Origin of the sequence: Planctomicrobium mucosum (assembly GCF_051466335.1) — a bacterium.
Taxonomy (GTDB): domain Bacteria; phylum Planctomycetota; class Planctomycetia; order Planctomycetales; family Planctomycetaceae; genus Planctomicrobium.
In genome coordinates, this window is sequence record NZ_CP195793.1 from 2460835 (window position 1) to 2476307 (window position 15473).

Below are 15473 nucleotides of genomic sequence, written 5' to 3' on the forward strand. Positions count from 1 at the left end.
TCTGCGGTACTTGGTTGCGGAGTGTCAAATTCTTGATTTTGGTCAGCTCGGCAAGTCTTTTCGATGAATTCGGTTTTGATGCATATGTCAATTCCGACCTCAGATTCGCGCAAAAACAACGGACGAGCGCACGATACAGGTAAAATCAGGACACTGAATGATCAGAACCACACGGAACGAGGATTCATTCCAAATACGGGAATGCCATGACATTGAATCTACCGCATCCAAGCCATAGCATTCCCATTAGTAGGAGAACTAACGCATTTGCTTTTATTGATTTAATGAAATAGAGGCAGTGCTGTCGAGCGGTCTTGCGCCTTGAAGGATTCAATGCGCGGAGACAGGTCGATCCCTTCGTCCCCTAGCCCCACGTCGCTCATATGTCTGCAATCGAATCGGTACTTCAGGAAACCCGACAGTTCCCGCCTTCCCCGGAGTTTTCGCAATCTGCACATATTTCTTCAGAACAGCAGTACGAAGCACTGTGGCAACGTGCGAAAGATGATCCAGAGGGGTTCTGGGGAGATCTTGCAAAAAGCGAACTCGAGTGGTTCAAGCCGTTCGATACGGTGATGCAGGGGCAGATGCCGAACACGAAATGGTTCGAGGGGGGCAAGATCAATGCGAGCTATCAGTGCCTTGATCAACATCTGAAGACGCACCGTAAAAACAAAGCTGCGATTATCTGGGAAGGTGAACCGGGGGATACCCGAACCTTGACTTATCAGCAGTTGCATCGAGAGGTGTGCAAGTTTGGAAATGTGCTGAAGAAACTCGGCGTTGTTTCCGGTGACCGTGTCACACTGTACATGCCGATGATTCCTGAGCTTGCGATTGCCATGCTGGCATGTGCTCGAATCGGAGCGACTCATACGATCATCTTCGGTGGTTTCAGTTCGGAAGCAATTGCTGATCGCAACAATGACGCCCAATCCAAGATTATTGTGACTGCCGATGGCGGATGGCGCCGCGGAAAAGAAATTCCGCTGAAGGAAAACGTCGACGCGTCTTTGACGAACTCTCCTTCTGTTGAGAAGGTCGTTGTCGTTCGTCGCACTGGCGGCGAAGTCGATATGGTTCCAGATCGTGACTATTGGTGGCACGATCTCATGGAAACCGTGGATGCGGACTGCGAAGCGGAACAACTCGATTCAGAACACCCGTTGTTCATTCTGTATACATCGGGATCGACAGGCAAACCCAAGGGGGTCTTGCACACAACTGCCGGGTACATGCTCGGCACGAAAATGACCACCAAGTGGGTTTTCGATCTGAAGGATGAAGACACTTATTGGTGCACCGCCGATATTGGCTGGATCACCGGTCATAGCTACATCGTTTACGGACCGCTGGCGAACGGTGCCACTTCTGTAATGTTCGAAGGGGCTCCAAACTGGCCAGATGAAGGTCGATTCTGGGAACTGATCGAGAAATACCGCGTCAGCATTTTCTACACTGCTCCGACTGCGATTCGCGCGTTCATTAAGTGGGGAGACCACTGGCCGCAGAAGTACGACCTCTCGTCGCTCCGACTGCTGGGATCTGTCGGTGAGCCGATCAATCCGGAAGCCTGGATGTGGTATCACCGGGTCATCGGAGGCGAACGCTGCCCGATCTGTGATACATGGTGGCAGACCGAAACCGGCGGCATCATGATCAGTCCACTGCCCGGTGTGACTGCCACGAAGCCCGGTTCTTGCACGAAGCCGCTCCCCGGAGTTGTGCCGGCGATTGTCAGCGAGACAGGCGAATTGCTCGAAGCAAATCAAGGTGGTCTTCTGGTGATGACTCAGCCTTGGCCGCACATGCTGCGAACCCTGTACAACGACCATGACCGGTTTGTCGACACTTACTTCGGCAAATTGGAAGGGAAGTATTTTGCTGGCGACGGAGCCCGCAAGGATCAGGATGGCTACTACTGGATCATGGGGCGCGTTGACGACGTGCTCAATGTCTCGGGACACCGCCTGAGCACCATGGAGATCGAATCGACTCTCGTGTCTCACCCACTCGTCGCAGAAGCGGCAGTTGTTGGGTTTCCGCACGAGCTCAAAGGCGAAGGGATTTGCTGTTTCGTGACTCCAAAGGGGGGGACTCCGACAGAGAACGAAAAGAAAGATTTGATTGCGTACGTCCGGAAGCAGATTGGGGCTCTGGCAACGCCGGATCAGATCCGCTTTACTCCTGCACTCCCGAAAACCCGTTCTGGCAAGATCATGCGAAGACTGCTGCGTGACATTGCTGCTGGCAAGGAAAGCGTGGGAGATACCTCAACGCTTGAGGATTACAACATCCTCGCCAAGCTTCGCGAAGACGAGTGATCTCGGATTATTCTGAAGCAATTCTGAAGAGCCGCGCTAGTAAAGTGCGGCTCTTCTTCATTTTGATCTGCTGTTTTTGCTGATGTCGACTTGTAATGGCGATGCCGCCATGTTCGGTTTCTGTTGTTCTAACTGTGATTTAGCAAGCGATTTACGGAGTTCTGTTGCGAGATTCAGGACTGATACGGAGTGTGGTTCGGGATTGTTGGAACAGATTTGCTTCTGGTAAAGACTTTAGCTGTCAGTCCATTTCCCCGGAGCAGTCATGTCTGGAACTCATCGATCCAACAACCTATTTGTGCGCGCCCTCGATCCTTCGTTTCTCGGCGGTGCAGCGGCCACGGTTGCGTTCTACGCTTTCGTCTGGCATGAGTCGATGCGTGAAACGATGCTTCATAAGTACACGACAGAGCACGCCGTCGAGTACGTGATTGTGGCTCTGTTTCTATGGGGACTGGCCGACGTCGTCCTTCGAGTTTTCTCGTTTCCCGGGAATTTCGGGGCTCTCAAGAACTCCTGGATGCCCAAGCAGATTGGAAAAGAGTCTGTTTCAAAGGCTGAAGAGTTGCTGAAGCTGGAACAGCAGCAGAGTCGCTCGTACCAGAATTCCCGCGTCGGCCAGCGGTACGCTCAGTCGCTGCAGTACATTGTCGACGAGCAGTCTGCGGCAGGTTTGCGCGACCATCTTCATCTGCTCTCAGAACTGGATCATGATCGCACTCATGGGAACTACAGCATCGCGCGGTTCATTGCGAGTGTGACTCCGATTCTGGGCTTTTTGGGAACAGTGGTTCACTTCGGTACCGCACTGAGCGGGATCTCGTTCGACAAGATGAGCGAGAAGCTGCCGATTATCGTCGCTGAAATGGGAACCGCGTTTAATACGACAACTGTCGCGCTGGGCGCATCCATGATGATGATGCTCGCTGTGTTTGTGTGTGAGCGAATTGAACGGTCGATTATCAGTTCGATCGATCTACTTGTGAAGCAGGACTTGCTGAATCGGTTCGCGACCCATGATGCGAACCTCGTTCCATTTCTGGCGACCCTTGAGTCTGCCAACGCGATGGCGATGCGCGCCATTGAACAGACGTTGCAGGGGCAAGTTGCTGTTTGGACACGAGCGATGGACGGGTTGTTTCAGCGGTTCGAGGAACGCCAGCAGGTTGAGACGCTCGCTTGGGAAAATGCCTTGAAGTTGCTTCAGACGCGGCATGAAGCAAACGGTGATGCACAGGACGAGCGGGTTCGAAAAATGCTCTCCCAAGTGGAAATCAGCCAGGCTGCCCACATGGAAGTCATTCGCTCGACCTTGGAGAAATCCGGATCAATCGGAAAAGAGATCCGTGGTCTAACAGAGACACTCGAGACTGTGGCTCGAGGTGAAGGACGGCTTGCAGAGCTGCAGGGAACTCTGACAACCAACCTCCGCGTTATTCGTGAGACCCAGCAGATCGATGAAGCGATGCATGGTCTCACCGCTGCGATTCACTTGTTGACTGCTCGTCACCGTAAGTCTGACGGTCAGGAAGCGGCAGCGGCCTAGCCCCTGTCTCAGGTTTGTGTGGCGGCAACTGCACGCAATAGGTCGATGAAACTCGGCGTCTAGCATCGCTGAGACGCCACACTCTTGCGAGAGGCGCTCTCGGCGAGTTTGAAGTGTCTGTGTCCAAAAGAAAGTCCCCTCGATCCATCGGTTCGTGGGGACTTTTTATTTTTGACCGGCATCCGCTGTCAGTCAGATGGGGAAAATCCAGCGAAGCCGAATGCAGTTGTATGACTGAGAGTGACTCAACGTTGCTTAAAGCGGTATCGCGAGTTCTGGGCGGCTTAGGATTCGCAAGCCGTTAATGCTTGCTTTGGAACGGGTGGGTCGCCGATTCGCTTATTTGGTCACACTTTAAAGTGGAAGAGACTTCCTCTCCTCCGTGGGCAGAAATGCCCGAATTCACATCACTTCAAGATTTCAATAGTTGTTGTGGTACTGATGTGTGCGTCGCATGCGCATGAAATTGGGCAGTCTTTGCGAAAAAAAGTTATCGGTTGCCATTTGTGTTTCATTGGGACTAATAGTTGCGGTAATAAATGACATAAATAGCTTGATTCCGGTGCTGTCATTCGGTTACAGCTGTTATCAGCAGGGTCCCCCGAATGATCCTCGGGGTTTTACTGCTGCTAGGCCATTTCAAGCTTCACGGTGTTCTGAGAAGCCTCGAGTGGCTGGATCGTATTTGTTTAAGTAATTCCGTTTTTACGTCAGAAGGAATCGGCATGAAATTGAAGAATTCAACTGCACGGCTGAAAGGGTTCACACTGATTGAGCTCTTGGTCGTAATCGCGATCATTGCGGTATTGATCGCCCTGCTGTTGCCGGCGGTGCAGCAGGCCAGAGAGGCTGCTCGTCGCACGCAGTGCAAGAACAATCTTAAGCAGATCGGCTTGGCAGTTCATAACTACCACGATACTCACAACTGCTTTCCACCAGGTTCAATGAGTGGAGCGCCAGCAGGACAAACCGGATGGGATACAGGTTTCTGGCGGATGCCAAACTGGCGCGCATCGATTTGGCCGGGTCTGGATCAGGCAGCATTATTCAACGCAATTGACTGGGCCTCCTGGGACCGAACCGTCTGTTCGGGAAGCGGACTCGAAGCGTACCGGGCTCTCCTCCGCGGCCATGTTGTGCCCGCATACGTTTGCCCGTCGAGCCCATCTAACCCGAATCCAACCGGTGGTGATTACCACGCAAACTCAGATGCGGTTCAAGTGCCGATGTACATCGGGATTGCTGGCGCGTCTCTCTACGACACTTCCGCTGAATTCCCAGCGGGTAACTCCGTCGGATTTGTGAACGGCTATGGTGTCGTTACAAACAACGGGATCATGCAAGTGAATGCCGTTTCTCGTATGCGAGACATTACAGATGGATCGTCCAATACGATGATGATTGGCGAGCAGTCTGGAACGGTTCAGAACCGTGATATTCGCAGCGGACATTATGGCGGCTACGGCGGGTCGCTCATCGGTGGTTCGATCACTCCTGGTCGTGGTGGTGATTCCAGTTCGAATGAGTGGTTTACAGGCGTGACGGCAGTTGTTTACTCACCTAACGCGAAAACAATCGCAAACGGTTCTTCAAACGTTTACACCGCAAACACCCTGCTGAACTCTCATCATGTGGGCGGAATTCACGGACTGCTCGGAGATGGGTCTGTCCGATTCGTGAGTGATAACATCAGCATGGATACTTTCCGTGCTCTGTGTGCTCGTAACGATGGATTTGTGCTGGGCGAGTTCTAGTCCCTGTTTCAGGGGAGTGTGAGGACGAATGCTGGCAACGGCACGTTCAAACGCTGTGTTGATCGCCTCCGGAACGCCGCACTCTGGTGAGCGGCGTTCCTGGAGCCGAGAGCTCCAACTTGCAGGAATGAGGCGAGTGCAGGAAATCACATCACGCTTTCTGCCTCGCTGACCTTTCTGCGAAGTCATATTGAAGGTTGCACAACCCGCGGTGAATCGGGGGCAATCGATTGCGAATGTTTCCAAAATCGAATCGCGTGATTGAAGGGCAGATTGAAATGAAGATCAAGTTCGCTTTGCTACCTCTCGCATTGGCGTTGATCGTCGCGGCTGGATGCGGCGGGAAATCGGACAGTGGACCGACTGGCGCTGTTTCCGGAACTGTGACACTCGATGGCGTTCCGTTTTCAGACGGGCAGCTGTCATTGTTTTCTCAAGCGACCGGAAGTGGAGCGACGCTTCCTTTGGATGAAGAGGGCACCTTCAAGATTGGCGATCTTCTCAAGGCTGGAGACTACACGGTCGCTGTGATTCCATTGCCACCACCTCCCCCGGGAGGAGCTCCGGCAGCACCGGGTGCGAAGCCATCGAAACCAACCAAAGAGAAGGTTTCTACAACGATTCCCAAAAAGTATCTGAATGCGAAAACTTCGGGTCTCACGCTCTCGATCGCACCGGGAAAAAATTCATTGAATGTCGAAATGGTTTCGACCACCAAGAAGTAATGACGCGTTTCGTCGACGTTTCGATAGAGATCTAAGGGGAGTCAATTTCGATTGACTCCCCTTTTTTATTCTCAACGACCGGAACAGAGTCCATTCAATCCTTCGGGAAATGAATACGCTTTCGGGACGACGGTGAGACCGCTTTCTGTCACCGTGAACCCGCGCGCAGCATCCTGCTCGAGATCGATTCCGATCTGTGTTTCCGGGGGAATCTGCACTCCCTTGTCGATGATCGCGCGATGAATTCTGGAATGTCTTCCGACATTGACCCCTTCAAAGAGGATCGACTCTGTGACCTCCGCCCAGCTGTTCACTCGGACATTTGGCGAGAGAATGGACTGCTGAACGAGCCCGCCCGAGACGATGCAACCGGGGCAGACGATGCTGTCGAGTGCATGACCCACACGTGGTGGATCTTTGGTGAAGTCTGCAAACACGAATTTCGGCGGGGGGAGTTGGGCGTGATAACTTCGAATTGGCCACGACGAATCGTACAGATTCAGTAGAGGATCGACGGAAATGAGATCCATGTTGGCTTCGTAGTAGGCGTCCAGAGTTCCGACGTCTCGCCAGTAGTGCTCTTTCCCGGTGTTGCGATCGTGGAAGAGATATCCTTTGACGTGGTGCGTGTGGATGACTCGGGGAATGATGTCCTTACCGAAGTCGTGTGAGCTGGCGTTCTGAATCGCATCTCGACAAAGTTCTTCAAGCAGAAATTTCGTCTTGAAAATATAGATTCCCATCGATGCCAGACACCGTTCGGGATTGCTCTGAAGCGGTTTCGGGGATTTCGGTTTTTCAGAAAAATCGTTGACCCAACCTGCGGAGTCGATTCCCATCACGCCAAATGATTTCCCTTCTTCGAGCGATACAGGAAGGCAGCCGATGGTGCAGTCAGCATTGCAGGCGATGTGCTCCGCCAGCATCTCCGAGTAATCCATCTTGTAAATGTGATCCCCGGAAAGGATGAGAATGTGCTCGGGTGCGTGCTGTTCGATCGTGTAGATATTCTGGTAGACCGCATCCGCAGTTCCGCGGTACCAGTGCTCGCCGATTCGCTGCTGTGGAGGAAGGATGTCGATGAACTCGTCGAGCTCGCGACAAAGAAAATGCCATGCCTGGCGAATATGTCGATCGAGGCTGGCCGCTTTGTACTGCGTTAAAACGAGTATTTTCCGAAGACCGCTGTTGAGGGTATTCGAGAGCGTAAAGTCAATGATTCGAAATGCGCCGCCAAACGGGACCCCAGGTTTCGCTCTTTCATTGGAAAGTGGATCCAGACGTGTTCCTTTTCCGCCTGCGAGAATCAGTGTGAGTACGTTTTGCATGGAGATCGGATGAGGCTTTTTCGTTCGGCGTTTGCTTTCGCTCGCCACTGTCTCAGGTGTGTGTGGCGGCGAAAGGTGGCAAAAACTCGTTCTAACGCTGGGTTTATCGCCGCTGGAACGCCACACTCTCTGGAGAGGCGTTCTAGTACGGCGAAATCGCAGTGCTCCTCTTGCCCTGCATCCTAACCGCGCGCGTCTCAGAATCCAGATGTAAACTGGCACGTCGCATCAATCTGCTTCGATTCCGTTCTGAAGTTTCAATTGCGATTGAAAGCCGTTGTGTTCTCAGTTGCAGGTGGCGGAGTCTGTTCGTTCTGCTGATGCGCCGAGTCCGGCAGGAGGCGGAAGCAAACCATCTCTGAAGCATTGCGGGCGTAGAGCATTCCACGGCAGAGAACGAGTGGGTTCCAGTTCTTCCCGATGGGCAGGATCTGAAGCGATGACTTTTCCACCAGTTTTTCGGCATTGGGTTCAATGAGTACGAGCATCCCCTGCTCTGATTGAGCCAGTATCTGCCCATTAGTGACGAGAATCTGGCCGTGGTTATAGCGTCCTTTCAGGCCAGTTTTTCCGCCTTTCCACAAGCGCTTCCCCGTCTCAGGATCGAGGCAAACCAGAATTCCTTCGTCGAGCCCGTAGATCAATCCGTTCACTAGTACGGCGCTGGTGAACTTGCATCGCATGTTTCGATTTGACCAGAGTTCTTCAACTTCCCACGCGTCATTTTCTTTCGTCACCCGAATCATCTTGCATCCCACGTTGTAACTTGTCGAAATGAAGACGCGTCCATCCGGGAAGACGATTGGCTGCGCGACGTTGACGTGAGACAAGTTTTCGAATGGTGTCGACCAAAGTACTACTCCGGTTTGCGGATCGTGCCCTCGGAGTGCTTTGCCATCCAGATTGAGTATCAATTCTTGACCGGCAATCGTGGAAATCTGCGGAGAGGCATATCCCGGACAGGACTTTTCTGAGCTGTCAGGAACAGCGTTGATCCCGGTGCGTTGTGCCTCGCTGATCGCTCGAGGCTGTGGTAGTCCATCTGTTTTCCAGATGACTTCGCCCGTAACGGTGTGATAGGCAACCAAGCCGTTGCCCGAGAGTCCACCGATATTGACGATGACCCGATCCTGATCAATCAGCGGAGAACAACTCATTCCCCAACTGGTGTTGGGGACATTGAATTGCTGCAGCGCATTGACGTGCCAGTTCAGTTTTCCTGTCTTCAGATCGAGACAACAGAGGTCACCGAAAGCGCCGAACGCGAAGACAGCATCTTGAGAAATCGTCGGTGTGGATCGTGGCCCTGCTCCACCCATCGCTTCAAAGAAGCTGGCAGGATAGCTGTACTCCCAGTGCATTTCTCCTGTGCGGTTGTCGTAACAGGTGATCGCTTCATTCTCCCCACGCTGTTCGATTGTGACCAGCAGGTCTCCCCGAATGGCGACGGAAGCGTACCCGCCTCCCACTGGAATTTTCCAGATTTGCTTTGGTGGTGTTTCTTTCCAATCCTGCAGAATCGCTGGTCCAATCACAACTCCGTCGCGATGCATGCCACGATAGGCTGGCATGTCCTGAGGCTGCAATTCGGAGAGAGCGGTGATGGGGGTGAAATGAGCGTCGTCGGTCTCAGAGCCGCGTATTCAATGGAGGTGGAGTCCATCATGGACCGGGCTCCAGCGGTAAGTGAACGTGGCGATCATATCCCCGCTCAGTTCAAAGGATCGGATTGAGAGAACCCAACCGGCGATCAGAATGATCGGGATACAGCCAATAAGGGCGCGGGTGCGAAACGAAAACGGTGCAAAGATCAGCCACCAGAGAAGCAGACAGAATCCGCTTAAGATGATTTGTGCGTAGGTCGCAAGATACTTGAAGGAATCGCCCAACGTCGGATTCCAGAACTGCCAGATGTAAAACTGGCTCAGCAAAAAGAGGACGGGAAGTCCCAGCAAAAAGGCTTGAGCGAATAAGCGACCGAGTCGGGAACGTTGAGTCGAAGTTTCAGCGTGATTCTTCATAACGTTGCTCATTGACGATCTCCCAACGATTCATTGAGAAAGTTGTGCAATCCCGAAGTCTAAATGCAGCTACGGATTTCTCAAAGGGAATTCGTCATGTGAACGCGCAAAACAAACACAAAATTGTTAGTTTTGATGGATCGGTGTGAGACGACATGTCTCGTGCTCAACGAGCTGAGATATTGGTGACGAGCTGAGAAGGAAATTCCATGACGCGTTTCAATTTCGTTGTGTTGGCGGTGCTGGTGTTTGCGATTCCTGCGGTTGCCGTAGCACAGCCACGGAATGTCAAAACGGAAAAATGGGACGCCACGATCAAAGAGGTCAAGCAAAAGGGAAAATCTGTCACGCTGGTGGTCGATTATCTGGGCGAGGAGCACACGTTCCCAATCACTGCCAAAGTGACGTTGGAGATTCAACTTACCGGCGGAACCGAGGAGAGTTTGGCTCGCGGAAACTTTCTGGAAGCAAAAGGGCTTTTGACCAATGGACGCGTATTTCTTGATGAGGCGAAGGTTTATATCCTTGCGCCGAATGCCAAAGTTCCCCCGTCGGCCATTGCAAATCCCCCAGTGAATGTTGACGGTCAAAGCGTGAACTTGCGTTACATCTCTGGTCAAATCGCTGTCCGACAGACATCGAAAGAATACCCGGACTATGAGGAAATGGCACTCCGGGCTCCAGGGACGGTCCCTCCCATTATGTTCAACAAGGGCATTGCGGTTGAAATTGTCAGCTCGAACGCGGACGACATCAAACCAGGCCAGGCTGTTGAGTTGGAGGTCATTCCGGGGCGGAATGATAAAGTGACACTTGTTCGGGCGGTTGTGACCGGAGGAGAATATGTCGCCCCTGTTGATGAAAAGGCAGGCAAATCCCGGAGCTGATTCCAATTTGCGAGCGAAACCGGATACGGAGGAAAAACGGTCTCGCTTTTTGTAGAATTCATCAGCGAGAGATCATCAACCTGTTGGCCTGTCCGGTCTGCAGGTTGATCTTGTTTCAATACTCGCACGAGTAGCTGTACTTCGAGTTCCCGCGGATTACCACGATTCCATGTCCGATACATTTTATCAGTTTGACGTTGTCGTTATTGGTGCTGGCCATGCTGGTGTGGAAGCTGCACTGGCCTCGGCCCGACTGGGCGCCAAAACAGCACTGCTGACAATGAACTGCGACACAGTCGGACAGATGAGCTGCAACCCCGCAATCGGAGGGGTTGCCAAAGGGCAACTTGTTCGCGAGATCGATGCTCTCGGCGGAGAGATGGGCAAGACAATCGATGCCACCGGGATTCAGTTCCGCATGCTGAACAGCGGCAAGGGGCCTGCGATGTGGAGCCCTCGGGCTCAGGCGGACAAAAAAGGGTATCAATTCCTGCTGAAGTTGATCGTCGAGCAACAGGAGAACCTGACGCTTGCTCAGGAGATGGTTGAAGAACTGGTGGTGGAAGGGGATGCCGTCCGTGTTGATATCACTGATCCGGTCCTCGAAGATCGCCCGCGGATTGTTGGAGTGAGAGTCCGTGGTGGTGCTGTCTACCAGACTCGCGCTGTGATCGTCACGACTGGGACGTTCCTTCAGGCGATCATGCATACAGGAGAGGCCAAAACTGTTGGGGGGCGTGCTGGCGAAGGGACAACTGGCACCCTGTCCGACTGCTTCCGAAAACTTGGCTTCGAGCTGGAACGATTCAAGACAGGGACCCCGGCTCGCATTAACGGGCGGACCATCGATTTCTCCGTTCTCGAAGAGCAACCGGGAGATGCAGTCCCTGTTCCGTTCTCTTACCTCAACGATCGCATTGAACAGCCTCAGTTGCCTTGTTGGCTGACACTGACGAACGAGGGGGTGCATGATGCGATTCGTGCAAATCTCCACCGTGCGCCAATGTACAGCGGGCAGATCAAGTCAACCGGCCCTCGTTACTGCCCATCCATCGAAGACAAGGTTGTTCGATTCGCGGACAAGACATCGCACCAGATTTTTCTGGAGCCAGAAGGACGTCATACGCTCGAATACTATTGCAATGGCATCTCGACCAGCCTGCCTCGAGATGTGCAGTCGACGATGATCCATTCCATTCGAGGGCTCGAAAAAGCAGAGATCATGCGATTTGGCTACGCAGTTGAGTATGATTTCGCGCCGCCGACACAGCTCATTTCGACACTCGAGACCAAGCGGGTCGAAGGGCTTTATTTCGCTGGTCAAATCAATGGGACAACCGGCTACGAAGAGGCCGCTGGTCAGGGATTGATTGCAGGCGTGAATGCGGCGTTGAAGCTGCAAGGGAAAGGACCGTTCATCTTAGACCGCTCGCAGGCGTATCTGGGAGTTCTTATCGACGATCTGGTCACGAAGGGAGTCGATGAACCGTACCGGTTGTTCACGTCGCGTGCGGAGTATCGGCTCTTGCTCCGACAAGACAACGCCGATCGTCGGCTGACTCCGATTGCGACTGAGATCGGACTGGCGACGAAAGAGCGAATCGAGAAGTTCGAAAAGTATGAAGCAGAAGTTCAACTCGCTTGTTCTGTGTTGAAAAAGACACGCTACCAGGGGCAGGCGTTGGAAGACTGGTTGCGTCGTCCCGAAATTGAATGGCCTCAGTTGCAAGAGATGTCGCCTGAAATTGCCGCTTTGACGATCAGTCCAAGAGCGGCTGAACAGGCGCAGATTGAGACCAAGTATTCCGGCTACGTGAAACGCCAGCAGATGGATATTGATCGTCAGGTGCGAACTCAGTCGATGAGGATTCCGCCGTCTTTCAATTATCGCGCGGTGCCTCAGTTGCGGAGTGAAGCTCAAGACAAGTTTTCTCGAGTGCAGCCGGCGGATCTGGGACAGGCAAGTCGAATCAGCGGGATTACCCCGGCTGATCTGGCGGTCTTGACTTTGTATCTCAAAGAGCCACGTCGACTACGTCCTGAACAGAGCGATGCCGTCGAGGCCTAGTTTGAATCAGAGTTCACGCGACCAACTGAATTCGTTCCATCTGTCGAGACGATGCGACCTTTTTGGCATCGGTTCTGGACCCGAAACGGCATTTAAAGCTCCTACTGAATCTACCTATTCTTTCAGGTTTCCCTAAGCAGTCGCTGAATGTCTTGATCTTTGGGATGCGCAGGTGATTCGGTAATTCCTGCCGAATTGGTCATGACGCACTCCTGATGTTTCCCTAAGATCAGGCGAATGAACGGATCTCGTGCAGAGAGCCGACTTTCGAAACCACTGAATCAGCCTGTCGCAGTTCCATGAGTTTCTGCGCAGTTGGGAGTGTTTACTGATGACTCGTCCAGTTCAACCCGTCGGGAGAATCATTCGCCTAACGGTTGTCTTGAGCGTTTTTTCTCTGCCTGTCCCCTGCTTCGCTCAAGTGAAGATCGACAGTGTGCTCGCTTACAAGCCCGCACAACCCGGGGTTGACATCGACACACCGACCGCTGAAGAGATTCCTAACTGCAAGCTGGAAGTGGAACGAAACGAAGGCGGGTCGGGGTGGGCTCTTTACAGCCCGCAAGGTCAAATTCTCCGTCGGTTCATGGATACCAATGCGGATCGTGGAGTTGACGAGTTCCGCTATTACAAGAATGGTCTCGAGGTCTACCGAGACCTTGATACCAACGGCGATAATGAGATCGACCAGAGTCGCTGGATGAACACAGCGGGGAGTCGTTGGGGGGTAGACAGCGACGGTGACCGCATCATCGACAGCTGGAAAATCATCTCTGCCGAAGAAGCCTCCCGAGAAGCAATTCTGGCGATGGTCGAGCGGAATGAGAAGCGTTTAGCAGCAGTGATGCTGAATGTTGAAGACATGAAAACCCTGGGGATTCAGGGAGATTCCGCAGCCAAGCTGACCGCCCGTATCAAAGAATCTTCGCAGACATTTCGCTCCGTGTTGACGAATTCGAAGATGTTGACGCCGCAGACGACCTGGACTCGTTTCGATTGCTCGATGCTCATGCCGAATCTGATTCCTGCTGAACCGGGGAAAACTGCCAACGATCTGATCGTTTACGAAAACGTCATGGCGATTGTCGACAACGCTGGGACAAGCGGATTCGTTCAGATTGGCGAAATGGTTCGAGTTGGAAACACCTGGAAAGTGACTCAGGTCCCGCAGCCACTTGAAGGAGAAAAGTTCGAACTCAGCGGAGGGATTCTGCTTCAGCCAACAATCGCTGGTGGCGCCGGACTGACTCAGTCGATGTCTCCAAAAATGAAGGAACTGATTGACCAACTGGGGGCGCTGGATGAGAAGGCGCCACAGGCACAGGCAAGTCAGGACGAGATCACCAAGTACAACGTGGCTCGTTCACAACTATTGGCCATGCTGGCCAACGAAGTGACCACCGACGAAGAACGAAAGAACTGGATTCGCACGCGCCTTGAAGGGATTGCAGCAGCGACCCAGATGAAAACATTCCCGAACGGTCTGGATGAAATTAAAAAGGCTGAACAGGATCTCCGTGCAAGCAAGGCGGATAACGAGCTCCTCGCATTTGTCGCGTTTCAGCGAATTCTGGTGGATTACAACATGCAGCTGGAAGCGGCTGCTCCGCCAGACCGAACGAAGATTCAGCAGAGCTGGTTAAAAGCTCTCGAAGATTATGTGACCGAGTTTCCATCAGCGCAGGAATCAGCAGATGCGATGTTGCAACTGGCAATTACCTACGAATTCAACGGCAACGTCAATGAATCTAAAGCGTGGTACACGAAGTTAATTGCAGCCTATCCGCAGTCAGCCGCCGCAACACGTGGTAAAGGGGCCATGCGCCGTCTGGAACTGAAAGGAAAACCGCTGGCACTCGCTGGGAAAGGTCTCACAGGTGGTCCGATCGACATTGCGAAGTATCGCGGCAAAGTTGTTGTCGTGATTTTCTGGGCGACATGGTGCACTCCTTGTACTGAAGACTTGCCACAGATTCAGCAGTTGTATCAGACCCATCAGAAGGATGGCCTCGAAATTATCGGTGTGAACCTCGACAGTCCGGGGGGCCCGATTCAGCAGTACCTGCAGAATTACAAGGTGAACTGGGCACAGATTCACGAAGAGGGAGCTCTTGAGAGCCGACCCGCAGTTGAGTTCGGAGTCATCTCGCTGCCAACGATGTTCATCGTCGACCGTAACGGAGTCGTCGCCTCGTCCAGTGCGACTGTCGATGAAATGAAGAAGGTCATACCAGACCTCCTCAAGAAGTAGACTGACCTTGGTGAATCGTAGCGTTTCGAACATTGCAATCGAAATCGCCCTTTGACCACCGTCGAACGTGTGAAAATCACGACGACGGTGGTCTTTTTTATGTCCCCTGTTGATGAATCCGCTCGGCCACCGTTTTGTCTTCGAGGAGTAAGCCCATGTGTGGTCTCGGTGATAGTTGAGAGCGGTTTCGGATGAGCACCTCGGCGTTCATCTTATCTGATGCGCGCACTGCACCCGATTATGGTTCTGTTGGGGAATGAACGCTGGTAGGAGGATGCAGATGTATGACGTTGTGTTTGTGTTCAATGCATGTGAAGCAATCTTCTGGTTTATACTTGCAGCGATCATCGCTTCGTGCCTTCGCCCAGTTCTACAGGTTCCCGTCAGAGCACTGCTGGTGCTCTGTCTGGTTCTGTTCGGGGTTTCCGATCTCGTTGAAATGACCACTGTGGCGTGGTGGCGACCACTGTGGCTGCTCTTCCTGAAAGCTGCGTGTCTCTGCGGGCTCATTGCAGGAACATGGATTGCCTGGAAGCAGAATCAGCGGGTCAAGATGTGATTGGTCATCC

The 15473-nt window shown here is 52.8% G+C and carries 11 protein-coding genes; 8 read left to right on the top strand and 3 right to left on the bottom strand.

Annotation, left to right across the window (positions count from 1 at the left end):
- Positions 1-383 precede the first annotated feature (383 nt).
- The 4 genes from acs to SH668x_RS09985 all read left to right on the top strand — a co-directional run bounded on the left by acs (position 384) and on the right by SH668x_RS09985 (position 6349).
- Positions 384-2324 carry an acetate--CoA ligase gene (gene acs, locus SH668x_RS09970; protein ID WP_437184906.1) on the top strand — a complete coding sequence of 647 codons (1941 nt, stop codon included), beginning with the start codon at positions 384-386 and terminating at the stop codon, positions 2322-2324.
- 265 nt (positions 2325-2589) lie between these two features.
- Positions 2590-3870 (top strand): MotA/TolQ/ExbB proton channel family protein, encoded by a 1281-nt coding sequence (locus SH668x_RS09975; protein WP_437184907.1) that lies wholly within the window; start codon positions 2590-2592, stop codon positions 3868-3870.
- 725 nt (positions 3871-4595) lie between these two features.
- Positions 4596-5624 (top strand): DUF1559 family PulG-like putative transporter, encoded by a 1029-nt coding sequence (locus tag SH668x_RS09980; protein WP_437184908.1) that lies wholly within the window; start codon positions 4596-4598, stop codon positions 5622-5624.
- Positions 5625-5860: 236 nt separating this feature from the next.
- A complete protein-coding gene (locus tag SH668x_RS09985; protein WP_437184909.1) occupies positions 5861-6349 on the top strand; it encodes a hypothetical protein in 489 nt (162 codons plus the stop codon).
- Positions 6350-6420: 71 nt separating this feature from the next.
- Here the strand turns inward: SH668x_RS09985 and glgC are convergent, their stop codons facing one another.
- From glgC to SH668x_RS10000, 3 genes are all read right to left on the bottom strand, one after another.
- A complete protein-coding gene (gene glgC, locus SH668x_RS09990) occupies positions 6421-7677 on the bottom strand; it encodes a glucose-1-phosphate adenylyltransferase (RefSeq protein ID WP_437184910.1) in 1257 nt (418 codons plus the stop codon).
- A 257-nt stretch (positions 7678-7934) separates the two neighbouring features.
- Positions 7935-9248: a PQQ-binding-like beta-propeller repeat protein gene (locus tag SH668x_RS09995; RefSeq protein ID WP_437184911.1), complete on the bottom strand. Its 1314-nt coding sequence runs from the start codon at positions 9246-9248 to the stop codon at positions 7935-7937.
- A 72-nt stretch (positions 9249-9320) separates the two neighbouring features.
- Positions 9321-9710: a hypothetical protein gene (locus SH668x_RS10000; protein WP_437184912.1), complete on the bottom strand. Its 390-nt coding sequence runs from the start codon at positions 9708-9710 to the stop codon at positions 9321-9323.
- Between the two features lie 197 nt (positions 9711-9907).
- Between SH668x_RS10000 and SH668x_RS10005 the strand changes: the two genes are divergently transcribed.
- The 4 genes from SH668x_RS10005 (at position 9908) to SH668x_RS10020 (ending at position 15463) form a co-directional block, all read left to right on the top strand.
- The gene (locus tag SH668x_RS10005; protein WP_437184913.1) at positions 9908-10585 is read left to right on the top strand and encodes a hypothetical protein; all 678 of its coding nucleotides are present in this window, start codon (positions 9908-9910) and stop codon (positions 10583-10585) included.
- 169 nt (positions 10586-10754) lie between these two features.
- Complete coding sequence (gene mnmG, locus SH668x_RS10010; protein ID WP_437184914.1) at positions 10755-12653, top strand: tRNA uridine-5-carboxymethylaminomethyl(34) synthesis enzyme MnmG; 1899 nt, start codon at positions 10755-10757, stop codon at positions 12651-12653.
- Positions 12654-12984: 331 nt separating this feature from the next.
- Positions 12985-14904: a redoxin domain-containing protein gene (locus tag SH668x_RS10015; RefSeq protein ID WP_437184915.1), complete on the top strand. Its 1920-nt coding sequence runs from the start codon at positions 12985-12987 to the stop codon at positions 14902-14904.
- Between the two features lie 280 nt (positions 14905-15184).
- Entirely contained in the window at positions 15185-15463 is a 279-nt protein-coding gene (locus SH668x_RS10020; RefSeq protein ID WP_437184916.1) for a hypothetical protein, read from the top strand.
- The last annotated feature ends 10 nt before the right edge of the window (positions 15464-15473 follow it).

Bases quoted from the DNA above. Each gene is read 5' to 3' on its own strand.
- acs (WP_437184906.1), top strand. From the start codon at position 384: ATGTCTGCAATCGAATCGGTACTTCAGGAAACCCGACAGTTCCCGCCT.
- SH668x_RS09975 (WP_437184907.1), top strand. From the start codon at position 2,590: ATGTCTGGAACTCATCGATCCAACAACCTATTTGTGCGCGCCCTCGAT.
- SH668x_RS09980 (WP_437184908.1), top strand. From the start codon at position 4,596: ATGAAATTGAAGAATTCAACTGCACGGCTGAAAGGGTTCACACTGATT.
- SH668x_RS09985 (WP_437184909.1), top strand. From the start codon at position 5,861: ATGTTTCCAAAATCGAATCGCGTGATTGAAGGGCAGATTGAAATGAAG.
- glgC (WP_437184910.1), bottom strand. From the start codon at position 7,677: ATGCAAAACGTACTCACACTGATTCTCGCAGGCGGAAAAGGAACACGT.
- SH668x_RS09995 (WP_437184911.1), bottom strand. From the start codon at position 9,248: ATGCCAGCCTATCGTGGCATGCATCGCGACGGAGTTGTGATTGGACCA.
- SH668x_RS10000 (WP_437184912.1), bottom strand. From the start codon at position 9,710: ATGAGCAACGTTATGAAGAATCACGCTGAAACTTCGACTCAACGTTCC.
- SH668x_RS10005 (WP_437184913.1), top strand. From the start codon at position 9,908: ATGACGCGTTTCAATTTCGTTGTGTTGGCGGTGCTGGTGTTTGCGATT.
- mnmG (WP_437184914.1), top strand. From the start codon at position 10,755: ATGTCCGATACATTTTATCAGTTTGACGTTGTCGTTATTGGTGCTGGC.
- SH668x_RS10015 (WP_437184915.1), top strand. From the start codon at position 12,985: ATGACTCGTCCAGTTCAACCCGTCGGGAGAATCATTCGCCTAACGGTT.
- SH668x_RS10020 (WP_437184916.1), top strand. From the start codon at position 15,185: ATGTATGACGTTGTGTTTGTGTTCAATGCATGTGAAGCAATCTTCTGG.